The 25,772-nt window shown below is 49.4% G+C and carries 23 protein-coding genes; 20 read left to right on the top strand and 3 right to left on the bottom strand.

Annotated elements, in window-relative coordinates:
• Positions 1-18 precede the first annotated feature (18 nt).
• From M8T91_RS06455 to M8T91_RS06420, 8 genes are all read left to right on the top strand, one after another.
• A complete protein-coding gene (locus tag M8T91_RS06455; RefSeq protein ID WP_301417962.1) occupies positions 19-474 on the top strand; it encodes a thiol-disulfide oxidoreductase DCC family protein in 456 nt (151 codons plus the stop codon).
• Positions 461-1,261 carry a tRNA cyclic N6-threonylcarbamoyladenosine(37) synthase TcdA gene (gene tcdA / locus M8T91_RS06450; RefSeq protein ID WP_301417960.1) on the top strand — a complete coding sequence of 267 codons (801 nt, stop codon included), beginning with the start codon at positions 461-463 and terminating at the stop codon, positions 1,259-1,261. Before M8T91_RS06455 ends, tcdA begins: the two co-directional genes overlap by 14 nt.
• An 897-nt stretch (positions 1,262-2,158) precedes the next feature.
• A complete protein-coding gene (locus M8T91_RS06445) occupies positions 2,159-8,167 on the top strand; it encodes an RHS repeat-associated core domain-containing protein (RefSeq protein WP_301417958.1) in 6,009 nt (2,002 codons plus the stop codon).
• On the top strand, positions 8,167-8,613 hold the full coding sequence (locus tag M8T91_RS06440) for a hypothetical protein (RefSeq protein WP_301417956.1): 447 nt from the start codon (positions 8,167-8,169) through the stop codon (positions 8,611-8,613). Before M8T91_RS06445 ends, M8T91_RS06440 begins: the two co-directional genes overlap by 1 nt.
• Before the next feature lie 132 nt (positions 8,614-8,745).
• Positions 8,746-9,093, top strand: coding sequence for a hypothetical protein (locus M8T91_RS06435; RefSeq protein WP_301417954.1), 348 nt, complete (start codon positions 8,746-8,748; stop codon positions 9,091-9,093).
• Between the two features lie 2 nt (positions 9,094-9,095).
• On the top strand, positions 9,096-9,557 hold the full coding sequence (locus tag M8T91_RS06430) for a hypothetical protein (protein WP_301417952.1): 462 nt from the start codon (positions 9,096-9,098) through the stop codon (positions 9,555-9,557).
• A gap of 113 nt (positions 9,558-9,670) precedes the next feature.
• Positions 9,671-10,033 carry a hypothetical protein gene (locus M8T91_RS06425; protein ID WP_301417950.1) on the top strand — a complete coding sequence of 121 codons (363 nt, stop codon included), beginning with the start codon at positions 9,671-9,673 and terminating at the stop codon, positions 10,031-10,033.
• Positions 10,026-10,214, top strand: coding sequence for a hypothetical protein (locus M8T91_RS06420; protein WP_301417948.1), 189 nt, complete (start codon positions 10,026-10,028; stop codon positions 10,212-10,214). The genes M8T91_RS06425 and M8T91_RS06420 overlap by 8 nt, the downstream gene beginning before the upstream one ends.
• A 288-nt stretch (positions 10,215-10,502) precedes the next feature.
• Here the strand turns inward: M8T91_RS06420 and M8T91_RS06415 are convergent, their stop codons facing one another.
• A complete protein-coding gene (locus M8T91_RS06415) occupies positions 10,503-10,730 on the bottom strand; it encodes a SymE family type I addiction module toxin (RefSeq protein WP_301417945.1) in 228 nt (75 codons plus the stop codon).
• Positions 10,731-10,818: 88 nt separating this feature from the next.
• Between M8T91_RS06415 and M8T91_RS06410 the strand changes: the two genes are divergently transcribed.
• Positions 10,819-12,246 (top strand): RHS repeat domain-containing protein, encoded by a 1,428-nt coding sequence (locus tag M8T91_RS06410; RefSeq protein ID WP_301417942.1) that lies wholly within the window; start codon positions 10,819-10,821, stop codon positions 12,244-12,246.
• A gap of 62 nt (positions 12,247-12,308) precedes the next feature.
• Positions 12,309-12,884: a hypothetical protein gene (locus M8T91_RS06405; protein ID WP_301417940.1), complete on the top strand. Its 576-nt coding sequence runs from the start codon at positions 12,309-12,311 to the stop codon at positions 12,882-12,884.
• A gap of 101 nt (positions 12,885-12,985) precedes the next feature.
• On the opposite strand, the gene M8T91_RS06400 is transcribed toward M8T91_RS06405, so the two are convergent.
• Positions 12,986-13,945 carry a hypothetical protein gene (locus M8T91_RS06400; RefSeq protein ID WP_301417938.1) on the bottom strand — a complete coding sequence of 320 codons (960 nt, stop codon included), beginning with the start codon at positions 13,943-13,945 and terminating at the stop codon, positions 12,986-12,988.
• Positions 13,946-14,164: 219 nt separating this feature from the next.
• Between M8T91_RS06400 and M8T91_RS06395 the strand changes: the two genes are divergently transcribed.
• From M8T91_RS06395 to M8T91_RS06370, 6 genes are all read left to right on the top strand, one after another.
• Positions 14,165-14,449: a hypothetical protein gene (locus M8T91_RS06395; RefSeq protein WP_301417936.1), complete on the top strand. Its 285-nt coding sequence runs from the start codon at positions 14,165-14,167 to the stop codon at positions 14,447-14,449.
• Between the two features lie 264 nt (positions 14,450-14,713).
• Complete coding sequence (istA, locus tag M8T91_RS06390) at positions 14,714-16,261, top strand: IS21 family transposase (protein ID WP_301417934.1); 1,548 nt, start codon at positions 14,714-14,716, stop codon at positions 16,259-16,261.
• Positions 16,227-17,012: an IS21-like element helper ATPase IstB gene (istB, locus tag M8T91_RS06385; RefSeq protein WP_301417932.1), complete on the top strand. Its 786-nt coding sequence runs from the start codon at positions 16,227-16,229 to the stop codon at positions 17,010-17,012. Before istA ends, istB begins: the two co-directional genes overlap by 35 nt.
• On the top strand, positions 17,012-17,890 hold the full coding sequence (locus M8T91_RS06380; protein WP_301417930.1) for a toprim domain-containing protein: 879 nt from the start codon (positions 17,012-17,014) through the stop codon (positions 17,888-17,890). The genes istB and M8T91_RS06380 overlap by 1 nt, the downstream gene beginning before the upstream one ends.
• Positions 17,884-18,843 (top strand): tyrosine-type recombinase/integrase, encoded by a 960-nt coding sequence (locus M8T91_RS06375; RefSeq protein WP_301417928.1) that lies wholly within the window; start codon positions 17,884-17,886, stop codon positions 18,841-18,843. The genes M8T91_RS06380 and M8T91_RS06375 overlap by 7 nt, the downstream gene beginning before the upstream one ends.
• Entirely contained in the window at positions 18,840-19,187 is a 348-nt protein-coding gene (locus M8T91_RS06370; RefSeq protein ID WP_301417926.1) for a hypothetical protein, read from the top strand. Before M8T91_RS06375 ends, M8T91_RS06370 begins: the two co-directional genes overlap by 4 nt.
• Before the next feature lie 23 nt (positions 19,188-19,210).
• Here M8T91_RS06370 and M8T91_RS06365 read toward each other — a convergent pair whose 3' ends face one another.
• Positions 19,211-19,903: a serine/threonine protein phosphatase gene (locus M8T91_RS06365; RefSeq protein ID WP_301417924.1), complete on the bottom strand. Its 693-nt coding sequence runs from the start codon at positions 19,901-19,903 to the stop codon at positions 19,211-19,213.
• Between the two features lie 259 nt (positions 19,904-20,162).
• Between M8T91_RS06365 and M8T91_RS06360 the strand changes: the two genes are divergently transcribed.
• The 4 genes from M8T91_RS06360 (at position 20,163) to gapS6b (ending at position 25,746) form a co-directional block, all read left to right on the top strand.
• The gene (locus M8T91_RS06360; RefSeq protein ID WP_301417922.1) at positions 20,163-20,780 is read left to right on the top strand and encodes a DUF6088 family protein; all 618 of its coding nucleotides are present in this window, start codon (positions 20,163-20,165) and stop codon (positions 20,778-20,780) included.
• Positions 20,780-21,982 (top strand): nucleotidyl transferase AbiEii/AbiGii toxin family protein, encoded by a 1,203-nt coding sequence (locus tag M8T91_RS06355; protein WP_301417920.1) that lies wholly within the window; start codon positions 20,780-20,782, stop codon positions 21,980-21,982. Before M8T91_RS06360 ends, M8T91_RS06355 begins: the two co-directional genes overlap by 1 nt.
• Positions 21,983-22,045: 63 nt before the next feature.
• Positions 22,046-22,414, top strand: a complete 369-nt coding sequence (gene gapS6a, locus M8T91_RS06350) for a GapS6a family protein (RefSeq protein ID WP_301417918.1) — start codon at positions 22,046-22,048, stop codon at positions 22,412-22,414.
• 2 nt (positions 22,415-22,416) lie between these two features.
• A complete protein-coding gene (gene gapS6b, locus M8T91_RS06345) occupies positions 22,417-25,746 on the top strand; it encodes a GapS6b family protein (RefSeq protein WP_301417916.1) in 3,330 nt (1,109 codons plus the stop codon).
• Positions 25,747-25,772: the final 26 nt, after the last annotated feature.

Raw genomic sequence — 25,772 nt, 5'->3', positions numbered from 1 at the left:
CCCCTAGCCGGCCCTGGTATGCACCCCGCTCCCCCCGACCACATTGTTCTCTTTGACAGCCTCTGCCACCTGTGTAACGGCTGGAGCCAGTTGCTGCTGAAACACGACAAGCACTGCCATTTCACTTTGTGCCGGCTCCAGTCACCCGCGGGGCAGTTCTATCTCAGGCAGCTGGGCCTGCCGCTGCACACCTTTGAAACCATGATCCTGCTGGAGCGCAAGGGCAATGTCTTTCACCAGTACCACAAGAGCGACGCCGCCCTGCGCATCGCTGCCCAATTAGAGGGTCCCTGGCATTTTCTGGCACTTTTGCGTTACATTCCGCGTCCCCTGCGGGACCTGTTCTATGACCTGGTGGCACGCAATCGCTATCGCTGGTTCGGCCGGCGCAGCAGCTGCCAGCTGCCATCGGCGAAGGACAAACACCGCTTTCTGGAAGACGTATCGGAAGAAAACCCCAATGGGCCTGTCTGAACAATACCTGCAACGTTTTGGCGGCATCGCCCGCCTGTATGGCAACCGCGCCCTGGAAAGATTGCACGGGGCCCACATGGTGGTAATCGGTATTGGCGGTGTGGGAAGCTGGACGGCAGAAGCGCTGGCCCGCAGCGGCGTGGGCACCCTGACACTGATTGACCTCGACGACGTCTGTATCACCAACACCAATCGCCAGTGCCACGCCCTGGCAGACACCATCGGCCACAGCAAAATTGCAGTGATGGCGGCGCGGCTCAAGCAGATCAACCCCGAGCTGCGGGTAGTTGCCGCAGAGGACTTTATTGCACCGGACAACCTGGCTGACCTGATCAACCCGGATCAAATACCCCTGGATATCGTTATTGATGCCGTAGACAGTGCGCGGGTAAAAGCGGCACTGGTGGCCTACTGCAAGGCGCGCAAACTGCGCCTGGTCACTGTTGGGTCCGCGGGTGGCAAACGCTCTCCCCTGGCCATTGAGTGCACCGACCTGGGCCGCACGATCAATGACCCCATGCTGGCGAAAGTGCGCCAGCACCTCTACCGCTTCCACAACTTCCAGAAAAATCGCAAACGCCAGTTTGGTGTTGATGCCATCTATTCCAGGGAAGCCATGGTCTATCCAAAACCGGATGGCCAGGTTTGCCGGCAAAAAAGCGCCATGCAAGGCGGGGTAAAACTGGACTGCAGCGGCGGCTTTGGTGCCGCCACCATGGTCACTGGCGCCTTTGGCTTTGCCGCCGCCACCAGGGCCATTGAGAGGCTGTTGCAGCCAAAGCATTAAATCGGGAGCGCGGGCCCTGTACAGGTCACCCAAGCGCCGGTTCGCGGCAATCCGCTGTTTGATTCAACATCACTACCCGCGTGGCCACTTTCCAGCAGGTCACTCTGCAACACCGATTTCGGCCGCCTATATCAGACACACACCGCCACCCTGGTGCAGGTTCACGTTATTCCCGGCGGTTTCCCCCGTTCAATTTCCCACACTTGAGATATATTGATCCGCCCTCCACTGCCCTTGCGCCGTTTTGCCAGCCTCCTCAATCACTATACGCGCTGCTGCCAGTTTCCCTGCAGCATTGGTGTTTATGGCAACGATTACAGGCCATTACAGCGCTGCTGACAAACTGTACCCGTGTCATTACTATAAAGAATCGGCCGCGGTCTTGTTAAAAGCCTGAATTTTATTAAGAACAAGTGTTGGTAAGTTTATCAAAAATACAACCTTTAAATAAGATAAACAGTCAACACAAAACCTTCGCTTTCACCACGAACAATAAAAGCCGCTGGCCGGGCTTGTGAGAGTTTCCCGAATAATAAGTAGATGACCTAAAATAGGGGTGGGACCAGGATGCGCCTTTTCCTTATTGTATTATTGATGCTTTCAAATGCAGTTTTTGCCGCGATGCCTTTACCTCCGTCAGATGAATGGTGTAGATCGAATCCGCCGGCACCAGTGTCTGGCGTCACCTTGCCAACCTCGGATGCAGATGGAAGCTATGCACTGACGTTTAAGATATTTCCTGATCAGTGTATTAGGGATGTATCTATTTTCCAGAGTAGGGATGGCGGCAGTTATTCCCATTATGATGGGTATACTTATAGTCATGGTTCCTTTGGGAGTATTACTGTCAATTTATCCGGGCAAGACTCAGCCGTATATCGGTACAGAATAAGAACCATGTCTAGAGGTGGCTATTCAAACTGGATCTACTCCAATAACATTAAAGTCATTCGAAAACCCAATATGCCGGGCAGTGTCAGCTTCTCCAACAATGAAGGGGGCACAGACAGGAATGGGTCCTTTAAACTCAACTGGGGGGCCTCGGACACACCGCCAAAAGTCACCGGCTATCAGGTTGACCAGTGCAAGGGTGCCTGCAGTAGCAGCGGCATCTGGTCTCAAATCTATTCCGCGGCCAGTACAGGGCGATCAATAACGGTACCGTCTTCCGGCAAGCTCACAAACGGCACATACCGATACCGTGTACGGGCATTTGTCACTGTAAGCGGCACCTCCAAATACAGCAATTGGCGCTACAGCCCTGATATTACGGTCAATCGCAGGCCCGACGAAGTCACCCACTTCACACAGCCGGGCTCTGGCACACAAACGGCAAACTTTCAGGTGGCCTGGAGTGGTGCCACTGGCAGTTTTGATCCGGTGACAAGATATCAAATCCAGTGCAGTATCAACGGCGGAAGCTTTACCTTTACGCCCTGTGGCAACGACAACACCGGCACAGCCACAACCCACCCGGTCAACTTGCCGGCAGGCACTGAAGGCACCTATACATTCAGGGTCCGCGCCTACAATAGCCAGGGCTGGGGACCCTGGACCAGAGGCAGCTATCAAAAATCCGTACCGGTGAATATTCCCCTGCCACCACCACACAGCCTCTCCATCCAGGCACCGGAATCCAGTGAATTCGGGGATTACGACATCACCTGGTCTGGCCAGGGCGCCATTACGGCGTATCAACTGCAGAAACAGTGCAAAAAAGGCACTGCCACCTGCGGAGTGAACGGATGGCACGCTGTCCAGTTAAGCGGTGCCCTGAGCCGCATCTATGCAGCCAGGGGGCATGTGGCGGATCAGTATCGCTACCGGGTGCGCGCATGCAATGTGGATGCCTGCTCGCCCTGGAAGAGCAGTCCCTGGGTGGCGGTACATAACCTGGAAGGCATTGCCCCCGCGGTTTCCCTCTCCCCCGGGCATACCCCCGGGGCCTTGCCCTATAGCGCCGAGGTATCACAACAGGGCGATGCGGAAATCTCCGTCCCCCTGCAGGGCGCCCCCGGGGTAAACGGGCTGGTGCCCAGGATTGATATCCACTATTCCGGCGCCCGCTTCAGGGAGCGCAATAATGAATCCTTACCGGAGGATTTTCTCGGCTATGGCTGGCGCCTGAGCGGCTTTGGGGCGATTCGCCGCTGTGTTGTGGGCAGGCCTAATGCCGATGAAATTGCCTTGGATAACAGCGACTCCCTGTGCCTGAATGGAAAACCCCTGGTTCTGGTATCCGGTTCGCATTTTCAACTGGGAGCCAAATACCACACCCAGGAAGAAAGTTTTCACTCAATTGAGATAATGCACAACACCGAAGAAGACTCCGCTGTATGGATATGGTTTAGAGTGCAGTCCCCGGACGGGCATATCCGGGAATACGGCAATACCCCGGACAGCCGCCTGGGCGTGGGCACCTCAGCCAAATTCGGCTGGAGTCTTAACAAAGTCACCGACACCTTTGGCAATACCATTCGCTATAAATACCACAACGACACGCTTGAGGGGATCAACTATCCCCTGGAGGTTGTGTATGGGAATGCCGGAGATGCGAAAATCACCTTTGAATACGGCACCCGCTCAGATGCCCCACCACAACCGCTGGGACCCGGGGATATACAGCAGGAGCAACTGGTATTACTGCACCACGCCAAAGTGTCGCTGAATAATCAGTTACTGCGGGCGTATAAATTTATCTCTGAGGACGAAGGGGAAGTAGAAAACTACAGGCGATTAAAGCACCTGCAACTGTGTGCCTACAATGAGAACGGCACCAACCCCCAATGCCTGAAACCCATGACGTTTAACTGGATTGAACCCAATGGTGCCAACCCCATTGATTTCAAAACCGGCGTTGCCGAAGTGATCGATACTGTTGGGAAAGCCGTTCAGTTTCACCACACAATGATCAGCACCACCGCATCCGATGGCCTGTTTTTTGAGCGCCCCTTTGGCCAGGGGATTGTGCCCGCTGAGGCCAGCCCCCTGCAACCCGTAGGCGGAGAGTACCGCTGTGTGGTATCCGAGGTGTGGCGCTCCAATGGCGTTGCCAACGGTTGGCATAAAACCGCCTATTCCTACCAGGGCACCGGATTGGTCAGCGACAGGAACCGCGGCTTTCTCGGCTACTATGCACAAAAGGCCCATGACCTGGAATCCGGCAGGGTTACCTACCGGCAATTCCGCCTGGATTATCCCCATATCGGCACTGTCTCCAGGGTCTATGAGTATGAAGGCCCCTATCCCGCCCACAGCCAGGTCCTGGCCAAGCAACAGTTCCGGGACGAGACTGTCACCCTGGCTTTCCCCAAGGCCTCCACCCTGCATACCGTGCCCGCCCAGCGTGTGGATACGGTGTACGAAGGGGGCCAGGTGATCGGATACCATGTCACAGGATTTGAACACAGCAAAAAAAGCTACGGCGGCTACGGCGAGTTTATTGATGGCAGGCTTAAAACCGAACAGTACGCAACCAATGTCACCCTGGCGAATACCCAGAGCTTTTGGGGTGAGGTGAAACCGGTTGTTGTCAGTGGTGTATTGCGCAGCCAGGAAACCGCCAGCAGTTTTACCACCCGCACAGGAAAATGGCTGATCGGGTTCAAGGACGGGGAAGAGCAGCGCTATTACAGGGGTGATACCAACATATCCCCCGACCAGGTGAATACGGTCGTCTATACCCCTTTCGGTGACAACAATAAGATCCAGAGCATGACCCGCCTGCCGGGCGATGCAAAATACGAATTGACCACCCGCTACACCTATGATGCCAAAGGCAACCTGACCACTGAACGGGTGACCGGGGTGCAGGTCGCGGAGCGCACCACCACCTACAGTAATTTTATCGATGCGCGATACCCCGCAAGGATACAAAATGCCCTGGGCCATATCACCACACTGGGCTATGACCAGCGCTTTGGGCAACAGAACCGTATCACCCGGGACAACCGCACCACAGCGATGGCCTATGACGCCTTCGGCAGGGAGCAGAGCCGCACCGATACCGACGGGGTGACCTTCACCACAGCAAGGGCGTTTTGCAGTGCCGGCAGCTGCCCCGTTTACGGGAACCAGCTGGTGGCCTTCAAAGTGTCCACCAGCTCCACGGTTTCACCAGCATCAGACCGCTATTACGATATTCTGGGGCGATTAATCCAGCAGGACACGCAATCCTTTGACGGCAGCGCGCTTACCAGAACCGAATACAACTATGACCTGCAGGGCCGCCTGTATCTGGAGACGGCGCCATTCTTTGTGGGAGAGTACAAACCCATCACCACCTACCACTACGATATCCAAAACCGGCGTACAGCCATCCACAGACCCGACGGCAGCCAAACCCGCACCTTGTACAGCGCACTCCCCGCAAGCAACCAGTTCAAGGTACGCGTTGAGCACGATGTGTTCAGCAGCGCTGGCACCCTTGGGGAAACCCAGGTAAAAGAGAGCCTGTATAGTGTCTCCGGCGACCTGGTAAGCAGCACCGATGCCGTTGGCAGCGCCGATGCCGTGACCACCAGCTACCAATATACCGGCAGTGGCCAGATGCAATCGGCAATCGTCAATAACAATTCCGCCACTGAAGCCACCTTCAGCTACGACCTGGCCGGGTATCAGAGTACGCTCACAGACCCGAGTGTTGGCACTGTCAGGAAAACCTTTAATGCCCTCGGGGAGCTGGTGCAGCAGACGGATAACCTGGGGCAGAGTACCGCCTATTACTACGATACCCTGGGCCGCATGCGCTTTAAGGAAGACGCCCATGGTGTGGCGCACTGGCAGTATGATCCCGGCAATGCCCTGGGTGCACTCAGCCGCCAGCGCTATATTGAAGGCGCCGTGGTGCAAAGCGGGTCTGTAGTGGGCGGCCAGACTGTGTATGATGAAACGCACACCTATAACCCCGCCGGAAAACTTCAAGACAAAGCGTTCACTGTGACCGCCGGCGGGCTCAACAGGCAGTACCAATACCACTATGCCTATGACGGCCAGGGGCGCATCAGCAGCCTCACCTATCCCAGTGGTGTATCTGCGCACTACGCCTACAACAGCCGCGGTTACCTGCACAAAATCACCGATGGCACCCGGGACCTGAAGGTATTCGGCAGGAAAAACGCCCGGCTGCAAACCGAGGAAGCGGTCTTTGGCAATGGTGTGGTCACGGTCAAAACCTATGGCCGGGAAAACGGACGCCTGCAGGGCCTGCTAACCGCCGGCGCCTCCCAAATCCAGGACGACAGCTACCGCTGGCGCAGTAACGGCACACTGGAAAGCCGCCAGGTGTACGGCGCCGGCAACACACCGCAAAAGGAAGTGTTTGCGTATGATGCCCTCAACCGGCTCGAGACCGCCGAGACCCTGATCAGTAACACCAGCCGGAGAACCCTCACCACCCGCTATGACCGGCTTGGCAATATTGAAGAGAAAACCAGCAGCCTGCCCGGGGATGCCGCGGTGAGCGGCTATCAATACGGTGGCCTCGGCCATGCCGGCCCCCATGCGGTGAGCGGTGCCACTATCAACGGCACCCCCTATACCCTCCACTACAACCGCAACGGCGCCATCACCCACTACAACGCCGCCAGCGGCGACGACAAATGGATTAGCTGGAACGCCCGCCAGTTACCCACGGAAATTGTCATGGGCACCGGCCAAAACACCCAGAGCCCTACCGCCAGGGACCGCTTCAAGTACGGGCCCAACGGCAACCGCTACTACCGCGAAAGCAGCTGGTGGGACCCAAGCCGGCAACAGCTGGTGACTGAAAAAACCTTTATCCTCGAAGACTATGAGGACTTGCTGCCCGGGGATGATCCGGATTACCGGCGTATCCAGAAAGCCACTATCGACAGCAGTGTGCTGCAGATCAGCGCCACGGAGCACACCGGCCTGCCCCTGGCCACCCTGGAATACCTGCACCGGGACCACCTGGGTTCTGTGGAAAAAATCACCGATGCGGATGGCAATCTGTTAACCGGCGCAACCGGCAGTTTTGCCTATGACCCCTTCGGCGCACGCCGGGAATCCGACTGGAGTGGTACCCTGGGAGCCCAATCCCTCACGGATCTACTGGCCAGCCAGGGATTGAGTACCAGACGCGGCTTTACCAACCACGAGCACCTGGACAGAACCGGCCTGATCCATATGAACGGGCGGATTTACGACCCGGCCCTGGGACGGTTCCTGAGCCCGGACCCGTTTGTTCAGGCGCCCAACAACAGCCAGAGCTGGAATCGCTACAGCTATGTATTCAATAATCCCTTGAGCCTGAAAGACTCCAGTGGATATTTTACGGAAGATATCGAAGAGGTGATGGTAATTGGGGGACCCTTGCCTGAACCCAATCTCTCTGGTTCTTTCTGGTATAATTTTGGTGGTAGTACTGGTGGTGGCAGCACTGTTTACGGTATCGGCGGCACTGGCAGTAGCTCTTACTACAGTGAATGGTATAGGCAATGGCTTCAGGATACTGAAAATGCCAAGGAAGCTGCTCAAAAGGTTAAGTATGATCGCGATGACCCAAATACAGTTTGGGACCCAGTTACTAGGAGTTATAAAAGAGCTGAAGGAGATGATGCAGGGTATTGGGCAAGAGCAGTACGCCCAGGGTCTTACAATACTACCATCAACGGAAAGAGTATAGAAACGCCTGGCATGAAATGGACTTCTTACGAAGTTTCTCGTCGCCCTGACATGAGAAATGCATTTACTGTTGACAACGTACCTTCACCATCTACGTATGCTGAAGGTGGGACTGCGGTGTATGGTCAAACAGAACGCTTGTATAAGCTAGCAGATGGAAGGGTTGTGATCGATGTTCAATTTAAGCTATTTCGTGTGTATACTGTTTCTCATTCTTATTTAAACCAAGCTATTGAACACCACTTAAGGAGTAAACCCTAATGACTGGTGTTATGGGGAGTATTCTTTATAGTTTTATTTTATTTTTTATTTTTTTTTGTCATAGCGCTCAGTCGAGCGAAATGGCTTGCGTGAAACTTGAAGATATTGGTGTAAAGCTAAGCATATTAGAAAAAAATAAAAATGAGTATGAAGTTAGCTTCGAAATTCGTGAAAAAAAAATGTCTTACGCAACCCTCCTTGCTGTATATGCTTCATATGTTGATTCTGATATACAGATGTTAAGGTATCCCATCTACTTAGAAGATTCGAGAGTGAATGAGTTTTCTTCTTATCAGATGAATTTGCACAAAAACGCTCTAGGGAAAATAAAAATTGACTTTATTTATTTTCCAAAGGAAAGCGCAAAACCATCACTGGGGTTTGTTAGTTATACTAGCTACATCCAGATATTGGAAAAAAATAAAAATATTTGTATTAAGCACTGAGTCGCGTTTATAGTCGGTACTATCTAATATGCACAAAAGGGCGGTCGCTACGCAAGGCGGTGTCATTTCAATAATTTATCTACGGAGAAGCAAGAATCAGTAAGAGATGCCGCAGGTGTCTGGGTGGGGGTAGTGACTGCTCCTGTTCCCATTACTAAAGTTGGTTGGTTTGCTAGAGCTGGATCATGGTTAAAAGGTGCCTTCGGTTTTGGCAAAGCTACTGAAGCTCTTACCGTTGGTGGATTTACCTATACTAAAACCGCTGCTGGTCATTTAGCTTCTCGGTCTTATATGAACTCTCCAAACTTAATTAATGAAATTATGGCAACAGGCAAGTTTGTGCCTGACCCTCAAGGTTTGGCCGGAGCCGTTCGATATGATGTTGCTGGTGGATTTAGAGGTTCGGCAGGTAACTGGGAGTTAGTGGTTAATCCTGAAACTAAACAAATTTTTCACTTCTTGTTTACGTCGAGTAAGTAGCAATGGAATTTAGTATTGGCGGTACTTTTTTTTCTGACGAAAAACCAAAGTATGAATACGTAGCGGATGAATTCTCGATAAATTATGAAGGCAGCAAAACGGCCACTTGTGGAGGAATTCTATTTGGCGATATATCAGTTGAAGTAGATGCAAATGGTTGTTTGTTGTATGCAAGTGGTCTGTGCCCTTCTTCATTGTGGAAAAGCCGAATATTAAAAGTTCCTGAGCATTCTTTTAGCAAAGTTATTGTTTCTGTTGATGGTGGTTTTACTGATGGGGTTTATCATCGATATGATGAAAAGCAACGTTGGACGATATCAGTCGATAAAAAGAATAAGGTGTTGTGTATTGGCAACCCTGATGCTGAAGGTCAGTCAGTTTGCATTTCTCCGGGGTTGGTTCTTACCATTTTTAATGGGCAGCCCCTAGCTTTGTGGTTTTATGATCTTAGAGGTTTGTCCTAACAAATAGAGTTAGGGCAATAATCAGGACATGGACGATAGTAGCCCCGCTTTGCGGGGCTACTTGTTTTAATGCACAAAAGGAACGAACCAGCCAGGAAATTATTTCTTCAGACGTGAACAAAATCCAAAATAAATTTGATGAAATTATCAAAGAGATGAATGAAAAAGGTTTGAGATATCCAGGCTCTCCCTATCAGGGTAATAACTCAGGCAGAATAAACAACCCACTAAGTAGTACGATTTGCCCGAACTATCTAGGGTGTGGAGAACAAGCTTTATATTTATTTGACGCCCTCTATACTCCTGAGTTTAATAATTCTCTAGAAACATCTTGGACCAAAAACCTTATTTATGAGTGGGGGACGTGGGAGCATATCACACCGCACCAATACCTTATTCTTACCCCAGATTTGGATCCTTCGATGAACTTTAAGTTAGATCCCTGGGCAAATACAACGGAAATAAGAGGTGAATAAATCCTATAAGCGAAAGATTATATTTTGGTCGATATTTTTTGGTGTGGTAGGATTGTTGGTTGGTGATAAGGGAGGCGGAGGGTACGAAAAAATTATTTGGGCTGCCTGTGGAGCCTCACTAGGCGCTTTCATTGGATTATTGTTTTATAAATCTCAAATAAAAAAAGAAGTTAAGAAATGATTTTGGTTAGAGCAAAGTACTGACACGATATCCCGCCTCAAGATGAAGCCTCACTGCCACGGGGGCTTTATTTTTGGGTCCTCAGCGGAATCTGTATACAGATTTTTCTGATGTGGAAAAAGCTATTTGAGCGATATCAACCATTTATCATTCGAAAGTTAGTTGGTGACATCCTGACTCTGAAATTTTTGCCTCATTCCATGTTTCAACTATCATAAAGCTATTTCTGGATACTTGACCAATAAAAGCCCCAGCAAGAAAACTTGCCAGGGCTTGTTTTTGGCATACTTATTCAGCAGTCAATACCAAACACCCCTCCATCACCCTGACCTTGCTCGACAAATCCACCACAAAACCGGTCCGTTCAAGCCGGTGGCCCCTGATCGTGATCCATGGCACGGAACGGCTGGCAGCATAGGGTGACTCTTTCTTGAGGCGGTACTCATAGAAGGCCTCCTGGACTTTAATGTAGCGCTCCTGACAAATTTTACTATTGCGCAGACGCTGGCCTGACATATCCTTGGCAACCGCTAAGCAGCTGGTGGGACCCAAGCCGGCAACAGCTGGTGACTGAAAAACCTTTATCCTCGAAGACTATGAGGACTTGCTGCCCGGGGATGATCCGGATTACCGGCGTATCCAGAAAGCCACTATCGACAGCAGTGTGCTGCATATCAGCGCCACGGAGCACACCGGCCTGCCCCTGGCCACCCTGGAATACCTGCACCGGGACCACCTGGGTTCTGTGGAAAAAATCACCGATGCGGATGGCAATCTGTTAACCGGCGCAACCGGCAGTTTTGCCTATGACCCCTTCGGCGCACGCCGGGAACCCGACTGGAGTGGTACCCTGGGAGCCCAATCCCTCACGGATTTATTGGCCAGCCAGGGATTGAGTACCAGGCGTGGCTTTACCAACCACGAGCATCTGGACAGAACCGGCCTGATTCATATGAACGGGCGGATTTATGATCCGAGGCTTGGGCGGTTCTTGCAGGCTGATCCGTTTATCGATGGTGTGACAAACACACAGGGTTACAATCGATATAGCTACGTTCACAACAATCCTCTTAAATATATCGATCCAACAGGTTACTTTAAATTAAAGGATATATTTAAAGTAGTGGCCGTCATTGCTATATCGTATTTCACGTTTAATACAGCATCTGCCTGGGCTATGGGAACACTGATGGAATCCTCATCATTTATGCTTTCTTATGGTTTGGCTGGTGCTTCGACTGTTTCAGGAATTGTTGGTGGCGCTGCGGCTGGGTTTGCCGCCGGTGTTTCTGCGGCAGCGTTCAGTGGTGCAAGTGGGTCTGATGCGTTAAAAGCAGGTTTCAGGGGAGCATTTGCCGGAGCGATCACAGGCGGTATAGCAGGCCATTTCAGAGACACTTATAACATGACCCGGGTAGCTGCTGATGGGGTAGGCATGGGGATCGGTGCAGAAATAAATGGAGGTGAGTTCAAGGATGGGCTTAAGTTTGGTCTAGCAGTGTCATTGGCGACATATACGAATGTGAAGCTTCGGGAATATCAGTTAAAACACTCTAAGGGCACTCCTGGACAAGTTGGTGATAGTCCAGGGTTTAGAGGTATAAAAGGGAAAGTTGGTGGAGGAAGAATTGTTGATAAGTATTGGAAGGAGTCAGGTGCAGCCGATATTTATCAAAGAACAGGAAATGCTGAGAAAGCGCTTGCTAAGTACTACGCCCATCCAGGTTTGAAAGTAAGCCCACTCGGTGGTCATCAGGGCGGCCAAGGAATTATCTTTAGTGATAAACTTTCTTATTCTCCTGGAAGCTTCTTGGACTATATGGTTGAAGGGTTTGCTGGAACGCATGATTCACTCAATCACTGGTACCACTATAATCCTAATGGCACCGCCATCGGCAGAGATGGATTCTCATATTGGCTTGGAGAGGGTATTAACGCGGCAAATGTTGCAATAGCAACACCAATTGTCGCGCCTAGCCTTATCCCAGATTATATGCGATCCACTTTCTATAGTGAGCTGAGGGACGATTGATGTTAATACTCATGAGACGCTTATTTCTTCTTCAGCTTAGCTATCTTTTAATAGGTTGTGGAATGATGGTTACACCAGACTTGGTGCCGCCACCAGCACTTCCAAATTTATTTGATGGAGATGTGATTAAAAGCGAAAACCAAGAGCAGTGTCCTTCGATTGCAGGGAGTTATTCTATATCGGCGGTTGGCTATGAGGTTGCTGAAGAGACAGGTATCATCCAAGAGATCTCAGTAGATGATTATGACTATGTTTCGATATTTGGCTTGGGTAAAAAAGAAAGTAAGCAATTTACGGTGGTTCGTGATTCTGATCCCGATGTTGGTGTACTAAAGATCATTCAAAGTAAAAATGGCTCTTTCGAATTGATCGTAAAGCATTTAACTAAGCCTCTAATCTTCATTGATTCTTTTGTATATGATGAAGATTTTTCTTGCAAAAGTGGAGAAATGAAATTTAAGGTAGGCGAATTCAAGGGCGGTGGGGATGGTACGTGGTTTAATTACAAGACCCTTATTTCAATTAGAGCCATGAATAACCAAGGCTTTCTGGTTTATCAACAGATAGCTTACCCATCAGGTGTAGACCATAACTATTATGTGTTTAGCCCCCTTTCTGCTCGTGCGTCTAAAAACTAGTAGCCACTTAATCTATTGAAATCAACAAGTCTTGGCAGCGTCCAGGGCTTTTTTTGTGCAAGTGTGCCGGCGGGCTGTTCAGATCAAACCAGCACACCCGTTCAGGTGTGGCCAGTACAGTGTGCAAATCCGTCCAGTGCACGCAACTGCGTATACTGCCGAACTTGCACAGCTCTGCTGTTAGAATCTACCTGCCTGTGCTGTTTTGATCTGCACGGCTCGCTGGTGTAACTGCACAATCTTATGGGGAATAAGTCAAACTGGGGATCTGGTGGTTTGTAACGACTTCTTTCCAGCTGAAGTCGATACAGGAAGTCCAGCTGATCTTGAGGGCTGCTTGATATGTACCCCTGTTGCATCGCTGCCCTAATCGTAAGCGCGTTCTCAAAAGCCTTACGTTGAATGTCTGCTGCTTTAGTGGGAGATGCGTTCTTACTTACGGGGTCAGGCTTGAGGAATCTTTCGATGATTAGCTCGGATAGCGGTTCAGCGATCGCGTTATAGGGGCTGAACGAAGAGAGTCTTTCCAGCAATTCTAAAATCTGTTCTTGGCATTCGAGATTGTAACCTTGCTGATTGCTCAGCTCGGTTTCTCGCAGTAGCAAAAGTAGTCCTGCGAGAGCGTCCAAGTTACTGATTCTGCCGATGTTTCCGATTTGAAAGGGAGTTCTGAGCGTTCGTCTTGGGGAAGGTCCGTGCTTAGGCGACTTCTGGAACAGGCGGCGGTACACATTGGGTTCCAGTTCCCGCATTTGTTGGTGGACTGATTCCAGATTTGGCTCTGGATTATCCAGCACCCACCATAATGGGTGTTGAATGACTCGTTTGGTGCCAGGTACCTTGCTTTCTACCCGGTCAATGAACTTCTTACCGGGTTTTTCAGTTCCTGCCCGAAACCGGTAACAGCGGCGTGGGTACTGTTCCCAATAGTCTCTATTGCTCTTCGAGCGTTTATCCGTCAGCCACCTTTCGATCTCTCCCAGACTGTCGCCCTGACGGTGATATTGGATGATATCCAGCCACAGGTTGATGGCGATTCTTGTCGCGTCAGATGCAGTCATAAGGCAAAAATCCCTAAATTTTTTTGCACGAATTTTCAGTAAATTTCTGACTAGGAAAATTAAGCGATTTTCTAACCTTTTGAATTCTATGGGTTTTATTCTTTCTGTTTTGCCGAGTTTTGGGCGAGATCGGTGCTTAAAAAAACACACTCAAGATATTTGCCTTATAGGGTAGCCTTGTGCGTCGCGCTCTGTCTACTTTGAGGGGATATACCCGCTATGGCTGAACATCAGATATCTGAGGATATGCAGCAGTTGCAAACACTGCTGGAAGAAGACTTGTTAAAGCTCTATGGGCCAGTGCTGACTGGCGATGAGATACAGAAAGTGCTCGGATACCGATCAAAAGATGCCTACCGCCAAGCGGTTACCCGTAAAACAGTACCAGTCCCGCTCTTCGAGATGGAAAAAAGAAGAGGCAAGTTTGCTTTGGCCAAGGATATTGCACGCTACTTGGCGCGACAGAGGTTTACTACGTTGACCGATACAACTAATGGGAGGTGATGAATATGCTGTAGAAGACTACGTAAGCGGTATCACAATTTACTGAGGCCAGAAACGAAAAAGCCCAGGTTGACGGACCCAGGCTCTTTCTGAAATGCATGTCGTAAAACGACCCACTCGTTCAGTATGCATTTCCTCCCTCTACCTGTCAACAACCTCTGAGCCTTCTTTGGCTCGGTGACAGGTACGGCTGTGCCTCCATTTATCACTGTGCATCGGGCATTGAGGTATCCCCTTGCCTGGTGCTTTTAAGAGGCTAACTACATGAAATTAGCGACCAACACATTTAGGGAGGTGTTGCGCCTCTCATTGACGACCGATTTTTCAGCAACACGGCTTGGTGAGATTCTTGGTGTTGCGACGAATACGGTTCTCTATTATCGCAAGCAGTTGGATGAAGTTGATGTTACCTGGGATCAGCTCAAGGAGCTAAGCGACTCGGAGCTTGCAATGAAATTTATGGTAGTGAGAGAGCGTGATCAAAACAAGGTAATGCCAGATTTTGCCGATTATGAGAAGCGTAAGCTCCACAATAAATACTTGACCAACCAAGTGTTGTGGGAGGAGTACAAAAGCGAGCATAAGTCAGATGGTTATAGCTATTCACAGTTCAACCATTACTACCAGCAATATCGTAACAAGGTTCGCGTTACCGAACGTATTCAGCACTACCCAGGCGAAATCCTATTTGTTGACTACGCCGGTACCACTGTTCCCTGGAAGGATAAGAAAACGGGCAAAGTGATGAAGGCGCAGGTTTTTGTGGCTGTGCTCGGATGCAGCAATTACACGTTTGTCTGGGCTTCAAAATCTCAAAAGGTTGAGGATTGGATTGAAGGGCATGTTCAAACACTCCATTTTATCGGCGGCGTACCGGAGAGTATTGTCTGCGATAATCTTAAGTCCGGGGTCAACACTCCAGGTAAAAACTTCGAGCTCAATCGCATCTATCAAGAGATGGCTTGCCATTATAGCACTGTCATCCTTCCTGCCCGTGTTCGTAAGCCACAGGACAAGGCCAAAGCGGAACAAGGCGTGCTTCACATTTCACGTTGGATTTTGGCCCCTTTGCGGGAACGTATCTTTTTCAGTGTGGAAGAAATCAATCAGGCAATTCAAACGCTGTTGCCGGTAGTCAACAGCCGACCATTTAAAGACCTGCCCGGCAACCGGCAGTCACGCTTTGAGGAAATCGATAAGCCTGCGCTTCGTCCTCTACCAGCGCAGCGTTTTGAGTATGCCCAATGGGTTGCGCCGCAAAAGGTGCGTGACGATTACCACATCAAAGTTATGAAGCACTTTTACTCGGTGCCATTTCAGTTAGTTGGTGAGCGGGTTGAGGCGCGGGTGACCAGTAAGGTGGTGGATTTGTACCACGACAACAAGCGAGTGGCTTCACATCTGCGCAGCTTTGAGCAGGGTGGTGCTACCGTGGATAAGCGCCATATGGCTCCCCAGCATCTGGCTTGCTCAGATCAGGGGCTGGAATCCTACCTGGCTTGGGCAAAACGCTTTGGCCCTGCGACTCAAGCGGTTGTCCGCGCACAGTACGAGGGTAAGCGGAGCAACTCCTTTATCGCCAACCAGGCCTGCTCAGCCTTGCGTTCACTGGCCCGCCAGTATGACCCCGCCGAGTTCGAGGCGGCCTGCAAGCGGGCTCAGGCAATTGCTTCCATGCGGCTGAGTAGTGTGAAGTCTATCTTGCGGACGGGCTTGTATAAGCAGGATGCCGACTTCAAACCCGTACAGTCCCAGCTGCCACTTCACGAGAATATCCGTGGCGCGAGTTACTACGCACAGGGAGGGCTATGAGATGGAGTTTCAACAGAATGTGGACAAGCTCACTCAACTGAAATTGACGGGTATGCTGGAAGACTACCGCCTTGGGCACGGTGATCCGGCAGTGGAGGCGTTGAGTTTCGATCAGCGGTTTGGGCGAGCGATTGATAGTCAGGTTCACCATACCGAACTGCGCCGTTTTCAGAATTTGCAGCGCAAAGCGAAACTGAAACAGCGAGAAGCATGTGTAGAGGGTATCGACTATACCGCCAGCCGTGGTTTGAACCGCTCGCTGATGGGGAGCCTGAATGCCTGCTCCTGGGTGGACAAGGCCAACAACATTGTGATTACCGGGCCGACTGGTACCGGTAAGAGCTATCTGGCTTGCGCGTTGGGTAATCAATGCTTGCGCCGAGGGTTGTCCGTGCTCTATCTCCGGCTACCTCGCATACTGGAAGCAATTATGGTTGCTCGTGCGGACGGCTCGTTATCAGCGCTAAGGCTATCGTATGCCAAGCCCAGGGTGTTAATTGTTGATGATTTTGGCCTCTCCGCCACAACGCACCAGGAATCTGCCGATTTGTTGGAGGTGATCGAAGATCGCTACGACAGCGGCAGTCTGATCATGAGTTCGCAGGTGCCTTATGTCGATTGGCTGAATTACATCGATGATCCCACCGTTGCTGATGCCATTCTCGATCGTGTTATGCATCGTGCTCACAGGATTGAATTACGCGGCGAGTCCATGCGCAAGCTGTACAACAGTGTCAGGGAGGATGTGTAATGATTGAGCTACTGAATACTTATCAAGGCCATCCATCCGCTGTCTACGATCTCCGGTGGTTAGGTTATGCAGACTTTCCCGAGATTGATGGTGATAACCCGACTAATCAAACACTGATCGATCAGGTCTTTGCCTATTACCAGGAAGCGTTGTTCTACAATCCGAGGGCATTGGATTTCCTGCGCCAGCTCGGTATTGAAGATGCTGAGCTACTCAAACGGCTGGGTATTGGCTTTGCTGATCGTACCTTAGGTAAGCAGCTTCCGCTTGGCAGAACGAAGGCGGGGGCATTGATCCGGGGCAATCTCCAGCGTCTCGGAATGTTTGTTGGCAGCGGTGGTGAATTTTTTCGTGGTACGCTGGTTTTCCCCAATCGCAATGAGCATGGTGAAATCACGGAAGCTTATGGAGAGCGGATTACACCTCGGCTTCGTCCTGGTACGCTGTATCACCTTTATTGGTCTGTACAATCTGCGGGTTTTTATAACGTGCGGGCTTTGCACCAATTTCAGGAAATCATTCTCTGCAAGAATCCGTTAGAAGCATTAATTTTGTTATCAGCGGGTTATCGCAATGTGGTGGCTACTTTAGGTCTGCGAGGATTTGGTACTGAGCACTTGGAGGCCTTAGCGGGCAGCCGGGCTCGTAGCGTCACAATTGCCTTCGACGGTACGGTCAAAGGTGATCAAACCAGCCGCTTGGTGGCTCAGGCCTTAAGTACCTGTGGTGTCGAGTGTTCGCGGCTGGCGTTTCCGGCAGGTATGGATCTGAAAGGCTATGTGCTGGAGCATGGTACCGAGGCCTTACGGTTTTTGGTCAGTGGTGCTCAACCCTGTGCCCAGACCTATGAAGCGCTCAGGGAGGACGGTCTATGTTAAATCGTCCAAAGCCAAAAACACTGGTAGCCTGTGTGGAGTGGTATCTGGAGGATTGTCTGGTCAAAGGGCTTTCACCCAGAACCATTGAAGGCAAGCGAAGCTCGCTCAACGCTTTCACTCAATGGGCTCTGTCTGAGCGCTTAAAACGCCCTCAGCAGATTGGTATTGAAGAGATTGAGGCCTACCAGGCGTATTTATTTCGTCACCGCCAGCCGTTTACACAAAAACCGTTGCAAAAGCCGACCATTCGTAACCGCCTCACCGCAGTGAAAGTCCTCTTTCGCCGCTTGCATGTGAGAGGCATCATCAAAGAAAACGGGTTGGCCTTGATGGAATTACCGAAAGTCCCTCGGCAGCTACCCAAGGGATATCTGGACGTTGAGGAAATTGAGGCTACCTTGCAACAGTCGTTGCTGCATGATCACAAGGGGTTGAGAGACCGAGCGATGCTGGCGGTGTTTTACGCCACCGGCATTCGGCGAATGGAATTGGCCAATCTCAATGTTGATGATGTGGATGTAAAAACTGGGGTGGTGACAGTGCATAAGGGTAAAGGAGAGAAAGATCGTCGGGTACCGATTGCCCTCTCAGCCTGTACCTGGGTGCAGTTGTACCTCAAGCATGTTCGCCCCAAATTGCAGCAGTTGCATTCGGGATCAGCTTTGTTTCTGGATAACAAAGGCCTGAAGTTCCGGGAGCATCAAGTAACCCGTATTGTGTCCAAGTACGTGCAGCGAGCAGGTATCAACAAGCCCGGTGCCTGTAACCTGTTCCGGCACTCCACTGCGACCTTGATGCATGAGAACGGTGCGGATATCAGGGTAGTACAGGATATGCTGGGCCATGCCGATATTTCCACCACCCAAATCTATACTCATGTGGCGATTAACCACCTGAAGAGAGTGTATGCCGAAACCCACCCAGCGGCACTCAATGCCGGGAGGTCGTCATGATGGTGGAGTATCGTGGTGTCCTCACAGGTTATTTTGAAACCGGCCTGGAAGGTGTGATGTGGGCGATGAAGCGAGATGGCTTGGAGGGATATGACGGGCTGGTGATTTTGGAAGCCGGTGACTATCTGGAGATTTACTCGAAGGAGGGTGAAACTGTCTTCAACGGTGTTATCAAGCCGGATAAAACCGTTGGTCGTATGCCGCATTTCTTCAGTGATCACACTCAACCCAGCGCACTTGGCTTATGGATTCACTGGACCCAGGAAGGCTTTGAGCCGGATGAGTGGGCGATGTATTTCATGAGCGAGGAGTACACAGGTATGTTGCGGCGGGAGGAGGAATAGTCGCTACGATCTGACCCGAGTGTCTACAGTTGAACTGATGGCACTCGGGATTTTTTCACCTCTGAAAACTGGTTTACCTGGATCACCTCACCTTGCGGCAACACCAGTGCTGTCAGCCAACCGCCGCCGTGGGCATAGGTATCTATTCCCCAGCCGGAGGATAGAGCACGAACCTGGCTATTCCGCTGGGTAGTGTGCCCATAGATAACAGGTTTAGTGGTGCAGTGAAGAGTCTCGATCTCTCTGTGCTCCCAGCGAAGCTCTTCAGCCGTTTGCTGATCCATAGACTTTTCCGGGTTGGGCTGGGCATGGCTGAAAATGAAGTCATCCGTCTCATAGTAATCGAGGCATTGCGCCATAAACTCGATGTGCTCATCCGGGATTTGGGTAACTGAACTGGTCTTAAGGGGTAGGCCATAGGATTCTAGGGTCTTATCACCACCATACTGCATCCAGTAGTTGAAATACGCCTCATCCTCCAAGGAGGCGAGAAGCATCTCCTCGTGGTTGCCTTTGATGAAAACACAGGGGTATCGATCTTTCAGCGAAAAGCAGTAGTCAATAACGGCCCGCGAGTCGGGGCCTCGGTCGATGTAATCACCGAGAAAGACCAGCAGGTCATGCTCAGTTGGTTGGATCTGATCGATCAGGCATGTGAGATGGCTGTAGCAGCCGTGGATGTCGCCAATGGCAATGAGCCGTTCATTTGTAGTCATGACCGTAGGATACCTGCCTATCGAAGGTTTGTGTTTGAAAATCCCGTATTAGAGGCTTTACGTTTTTAACTCGTTGATAAGCATGGATTTTTTGTTGTTTTGGCTGGCTGGGCAGATGTTGCAGGTTGGTGTTGGAATATGTCGTCGGTAAGTTCATTGTGAAGTGTCTCAATCCTGACATTAAATACCTTGAATGCCGCTAAAATAGTGGGCTAAAATATATCCACATTGATATTTATATGTCAGAAGTGAAGTCAGAATGTCTGTTGCCTTAAAAGTTTCAAACAGGGTTGAGCGCATGAAGCGTGGTGTGCCCTTTTCGATTACAGGGTTTTATGCACTGGGCAATCGCACATCTGTACAAAAAGCACTCAGTCGCCTTGCTCAGGAAGGTGTGGTTGAGCGGGTATCCAAGGGTATATATGTCCGTCCCAAGCCTCTGCCTAGCATGCCGTCCATTAAAACAACGGCCAGCGCCGAGCAGGTGGCCAAGGTTTGGGCTAAAGAGCATGGTTATAAACTGGTCAGTCAGGGTCAGGAGGCTGCGTACCGGCTAGGGCTGCAAACTCAAGCGCCGATGAGAACGATCTTTTGGAGTAATGGCCCCTCTCGGGAGTTCAGGATTGGAAATGAAGTGGTTGAAGTGCGCCATATTACTGAGCAAAAGCTTCGTTGGGGGAATGGGCCAGAAGGTGCTCTGTTGCGAGGGCTGCTGGTAACTCCGCCTGAGTCAGTTGAAGTGTCTAACCTAAAGACTGCTTTTCGCAGACTGTCGCTATCCAGCTCCGAGACTAGGGAGATACTACATAAGCTCAGTGCATTGCCTCTGCTTCATGCTTGGCAGAATAAATTCCGCCAGCTGGAGCAAGCCGCTTAGTGAACATCCTCGATTTCTATCAAAGCCCCCAAAAACAGGAAGAACTGAAACAGCTTTTGCTGTTGGGTGCCCAAAAGCATCCTGCGGGACTGCCAGCTAACTTTCTGGAAAAAGATCTGTGGGTTACAGAAATTTTACGCCTTTTGTATGAAGAGCAGTTGATGGGTGATTTCTCTGTTGCTTTCAAGGGTGGAACTGCCCTCAGCAAATGCTGGAAGGTCATCGATCGCTTTTCCGAAGATATTGATTTATCCATCCATTGGGCTGACCTTGCCGGAGCTGAGGATGAGCATGCAGCCTGGGAACAATCTATTCAGAGCGGCAAGCAACAGAAGAAATTTCGAAAAAAGCAGACTGCACTGTTGACGGATTGGTCCACAGCGCTTGTAGAACGCCTAAATGAACGCTTTGCTAAATATGCTATAGATGGACTTACTGCGGAGCTTGAGGCTGACTCACATGGCGAAAAGGTCAACGTGCACTTCCCACGAATGACTGCTGGCAGTAACGATTATCAGCTGGATCATGTGCTTCTGGAGTTTGGTGGCCGGAACCGAGGGCAGCCAACTGTCGAGCATAATATTGGGTGCTACCTGGCTGAAGTTCCAGAATTCAGTGAGATTGCCTGCCCGAAGGCGACCGTGCAGGCATACGATTCAGCCTATATTCTGTGGGAAAAGTTAACAGCCCTCCATCAGTTCTCGACAATGGAGAGGGAGCCAAGAACCAACCGTTTGGCCCGGCATTGGTATGATGTTGATTGTTTGCTGCAAAAAGGAATGGCTGATCCACTGGATACGAAGCAAGCCATGAGAGATGTAGTTGAAATGAAAAAACAGCGCTGGGCGGAAAAAGGCGTTGATTATGAAGCAGTTTTTCGCGGCGAAATTCAGCTAGTCCCTAATGCTGATCGTTTGGCCGATATCACCAAGGATCACGAGGCTGCTATTCAGGGTGGAATGTTTTATGGCCAGCCTGATGATTTTGAGAAAATTGTAGACCGGGTATCTCAGGCCCAAGAGCGCATTAATAAAGCGGTTCTGGCTGATTGGGTTGCCGATAATGTTCGCTGGGTATATTCCGGGGCTTGGAGGCAAGCGGTAGTTGCGTGGAATAAAAAAGAGATTCGTTCCGAGATGGTGTTAGAAGGCAACCTCGGGCGAGCTATTGCCAGTTTGGTAGATAAAATATTTTGCAGTTAACACTAGAAGATCAGTATTTCATGCGCTCAGGCAGCTTATGAATTGTGCGCGTAGTCGTTTCAAGTGTTAATTGGAGATATAGAACTCAAAAAGGACGAAAAATTGATTTCAGAATCTATAACGACAGCTATTTTAGCTAGCAGTATATATGACATGCTTAAACACTCGTTAGTGTTGTCGGCTGAAAACTTAAAATCGCACTTAAAAAAGTGGATTGTTGACGATAGCACCTTGAAGACTCTTGAGAATAAGATTTCTTACTTGGCACTGGACGACGAAATGAGTGAGGCAGCAATTGAGAAAAGGCTTATCGGCTCTGATGAGATTGTGGAGCTTATACGAAGTATAAAGCCTCGAAATAGCACAACGATCATACAAACTCATTCTGGGCAAGGCGATAACGTCGCAGGCAATAAGGTTATCAACCACTGACCATGGACGAGAGTGACGGAACTACTATCGAAACAGTCCATCAGCAGCATTACGGTACTGGTGACAATGTTAAAGAGAAGCATGTCCATCATGCTGTTTCGCCAGAAGCTATACATGGGCCGGTACAGGATATATTGACTTGCCTTCGGCATCGCGACGTTGGCGCTGCTCAAGATAAACTCCGCACACTGCAAATAGCGTCCCAGCTAGATAGTCGAACCGCTGGGATATTAGATGTCCTGGCTATATTGGTTGATATTGGTAACTCCGATATACCAAGAAACGGATATTCTCAGGTCGAAAGTTGTTTACGGCATCAGCTGGAACTGACGTTCTCAGATATAGCTCTTTCTGCATTGATGCGCTTGGATATCCTTAATGAGAGAACGGCTGATGCTGGAAGTCGTTATCAGGCGATGGATGACCCAGGTGAGTGCTGCCAAGAGGTGTTTTTCGAATTTATTGCAGATCAGCTTGTTCTCGAAGAATTCTTATCTAATAGGGTTCACCAATTAACTGAGGCAACGCTTTGTGGACTCACTAGAGGGCTGCTCAGATGTGAGCGTTTTGAGCTTGCTGAGGATTCTAGCATAAGGTTGTGTTCGACCTATCCTTGTTTTAATAGCGAAGTCGTTAAACTAATTACTAGTAGTAATTGTCTGAACAGTCAGTTAATTCCTTCTCATTATTGGTTAATAACTAATTCTGAAAGAAGGGAAATATTTGCACTAGTCGATAGGACTGTATCGCTTCTCGAAGAATGCCAAGGGAAGGATGCGCGGTTGGTGAATCAGTCAATTGCCTTTTTGCATTATTTGGGTGGGGCTAGCAAGCAGCTGGTTGATGCTTGTCGGAAATACATAGCAAATATAGAAGTTGTCGATAAAGATGCAGCTCTATTCTTGCGCAGTTTGAGGGAGAAGAATCCAGAGGGAATTGAAGGTCTACCTTATGAAATAGAGAGAGCCCAGAACGATTTTTCCTATCGAAAGTCCCTTATTGATAAGTTAAGAAACAGTTCGGAAATATCGACAGAGGAACTAGTTCTATTTGGAAGCATTGCTGAAAACTCGACCATTAAGAGCTGGATGGAGAATGGAGGAAAAGTAGCAACAGAGGGTGATTTTGAGAGAGACTTCATTTCTATCGAATTGCACTGCTATGCGAGTGATGGCGACGCTAGATCTGAGGCCAATATAAAGAGAGCAGTAAGCTCCTTTCTTACTAACCATAAGTCACACTTACATAAAATAAACCCACCCCGCTTGCTAGAGTTAACCTCTATGCTTCTGGCTAGGGATATGGGCGCTCAAGTCTGCTCTTTACTGAGACCGATTATTCCCACTACTGATATCTGGTTGTCTCCAATTGTTAGAAATTATATACACTCTTTGCTTGGTAGCGATCAGCTAACAACATTGAACAATATACTTTCAGAAATACACCAGGATGATTGGTGCGATTTTATCTGGCAAGTTAAAGCTAGGCAGTGTGATCATCTAAACGATATGTCGGGTGCTATAGATGCAATGGAGTCAGCGCTTAGCCTATCTCCAATGTCGCTATCAGCCTGGCACTATTCTGTATCGCTCTATAAGCGCCAGGAGTTACCCGAAGAGGACTATGCAAAGTTCTTAGAACGGGTGCCCGATGAGGTTTTTGAAAGCCAGTCCAAGCAGGCGTGGCAGTTACTCTATGAGATATCGGCTCATGGTGGCTTTGCCAGAGCAGAAAACATAATTGTAACTTGGTTTCTTCAAAATCCCGATCGTTGCGCTAAGTTAGTTACTGATTTTCATCTCACTGAAGTGACTGATATTGATGCCAAAGCCACGAAAACCCCTTCTAAAACAACGGAACATTGCTTAGGTGGATTCAGCTACCTTATTGATGGTCAGCCAGCCATAAAGCTAGTGGTAGAAGGCGTCAGTGCTAATCATTCATGTACTCTGAATAGCTCTTCCCCTTTGGGGCAGTCGCTATTAAAAATGAACATTGGCGATACTGCTAATCATGGAATTCAAGAAATTAAACTGTTGGAGGTGATGCCTCCGTATGTCGCAATATTTAGGTTGGCAATTGAGCTTAGGCAGGCAAATAATGATGGTAGCGATTGTTTTTATTCTTTCTCTCTGCCGGAAAATCCCGATGAAATGGTCGCTAGTCTCGAACAGAAAATGCTTGCTATGGAGGGCGGGAACAAAGAGCTGATATGCTCCAATCCTCAGTATCCTCTGTTTCTTAAGGGACATATGTTGGGTGATAGTTGCCCAGTACATTCAGCGCTTAACCACTTGACGAGCAAAGCTTCAGTGAAGTCACCTTTGCCAAGTGTAGGAGAAGGCCGTCCAGAATATATCATTGTTGATGTGTATGCGATTGTATATATGGGGCTTACTGGCTTAATCCATGGGTTGATTCAGTCGGATGTCGTAATGCTGATTACTGTGGAGACGAAGGCTTACCTTGAGTCCTTTCTACAGAATATTAGCCGTGACGATTACATGAGGGTTGGTGTTACCAATAAGGGGAAACTCTGGCGTGTAACGTCTGAAGATATTCAGGTGGGGACATCAGATGTTCAGCTAGCAATTCGTCATATCCTCAAGGTTGCAGATGTGGCCGCACCAAATCTCGTGGATATGCCGCCTGATATCGTGCAGATTCAAAGCGCTGTTGATAGTTCGGTTTACTCTAGCCTCAAATTATCAATATCCAATGATGTTCCTTGGTTGTGTATTGACGAGGCATTCGCGCAACTTTCACTTAAGTCTGATTACCCTGTTGTTAATACATTGCAGTTTTTTACATTAACTGGGCACAAACTTGATATTGCAAAAAAATTGCCTGGTTTATATCACCACGTTAGTTCCGGTCTTCCTTATCCGCTGACGTATGAAGAAATCCTATTAATGGCTAATTCTGACGACGAGCACGCTCATTACTTTTTGGCTGAAATATTAAGGATGTATCCCCATGCATATTCAGATACAAATGCTGCTGTTTCTCATCTGAGTAAAATAGTGGTTTTGGTTATGGCGAAAGCTTATATCGATGGGGAAATTCTAAATGGATTACGCGTGAGAAATCCCAGGAATAATGGCTACGCTGAAAAGGTTTTCAACGTCTGTTGTTATATTTCCATGCAGTTTAAAGATGGCAATGAGGCTGAATATAAGCTCGCATTATTGTTGTGTGCGGTCATAGATGAGGTCAAGGATATGCCGACTATGAAGAAACTTATTCAGGTGTTGGGCTCAGGGTTTATTGCTGGTCACTTTTTAAGTTTTGTCGCTGTGAATGCACATATTGAGGAGATTAGGTCCAGATAAAACCTTTCGATGCATAGAGAATCATA

Source organism: Microbulbifer sp. MI-G (assembly GCF_030440425.1).
GTDB classification, from domain to species: Bacteria; Pseudomonadota; Gammaproteobacteria; order Pseudomonadales; family Cellvibrionaceae; genus Microbulbifer; species Microbulbifer spongiae.
This window is presented reverse-complemented; position numbering and strand designations above follow the sequence as displayed.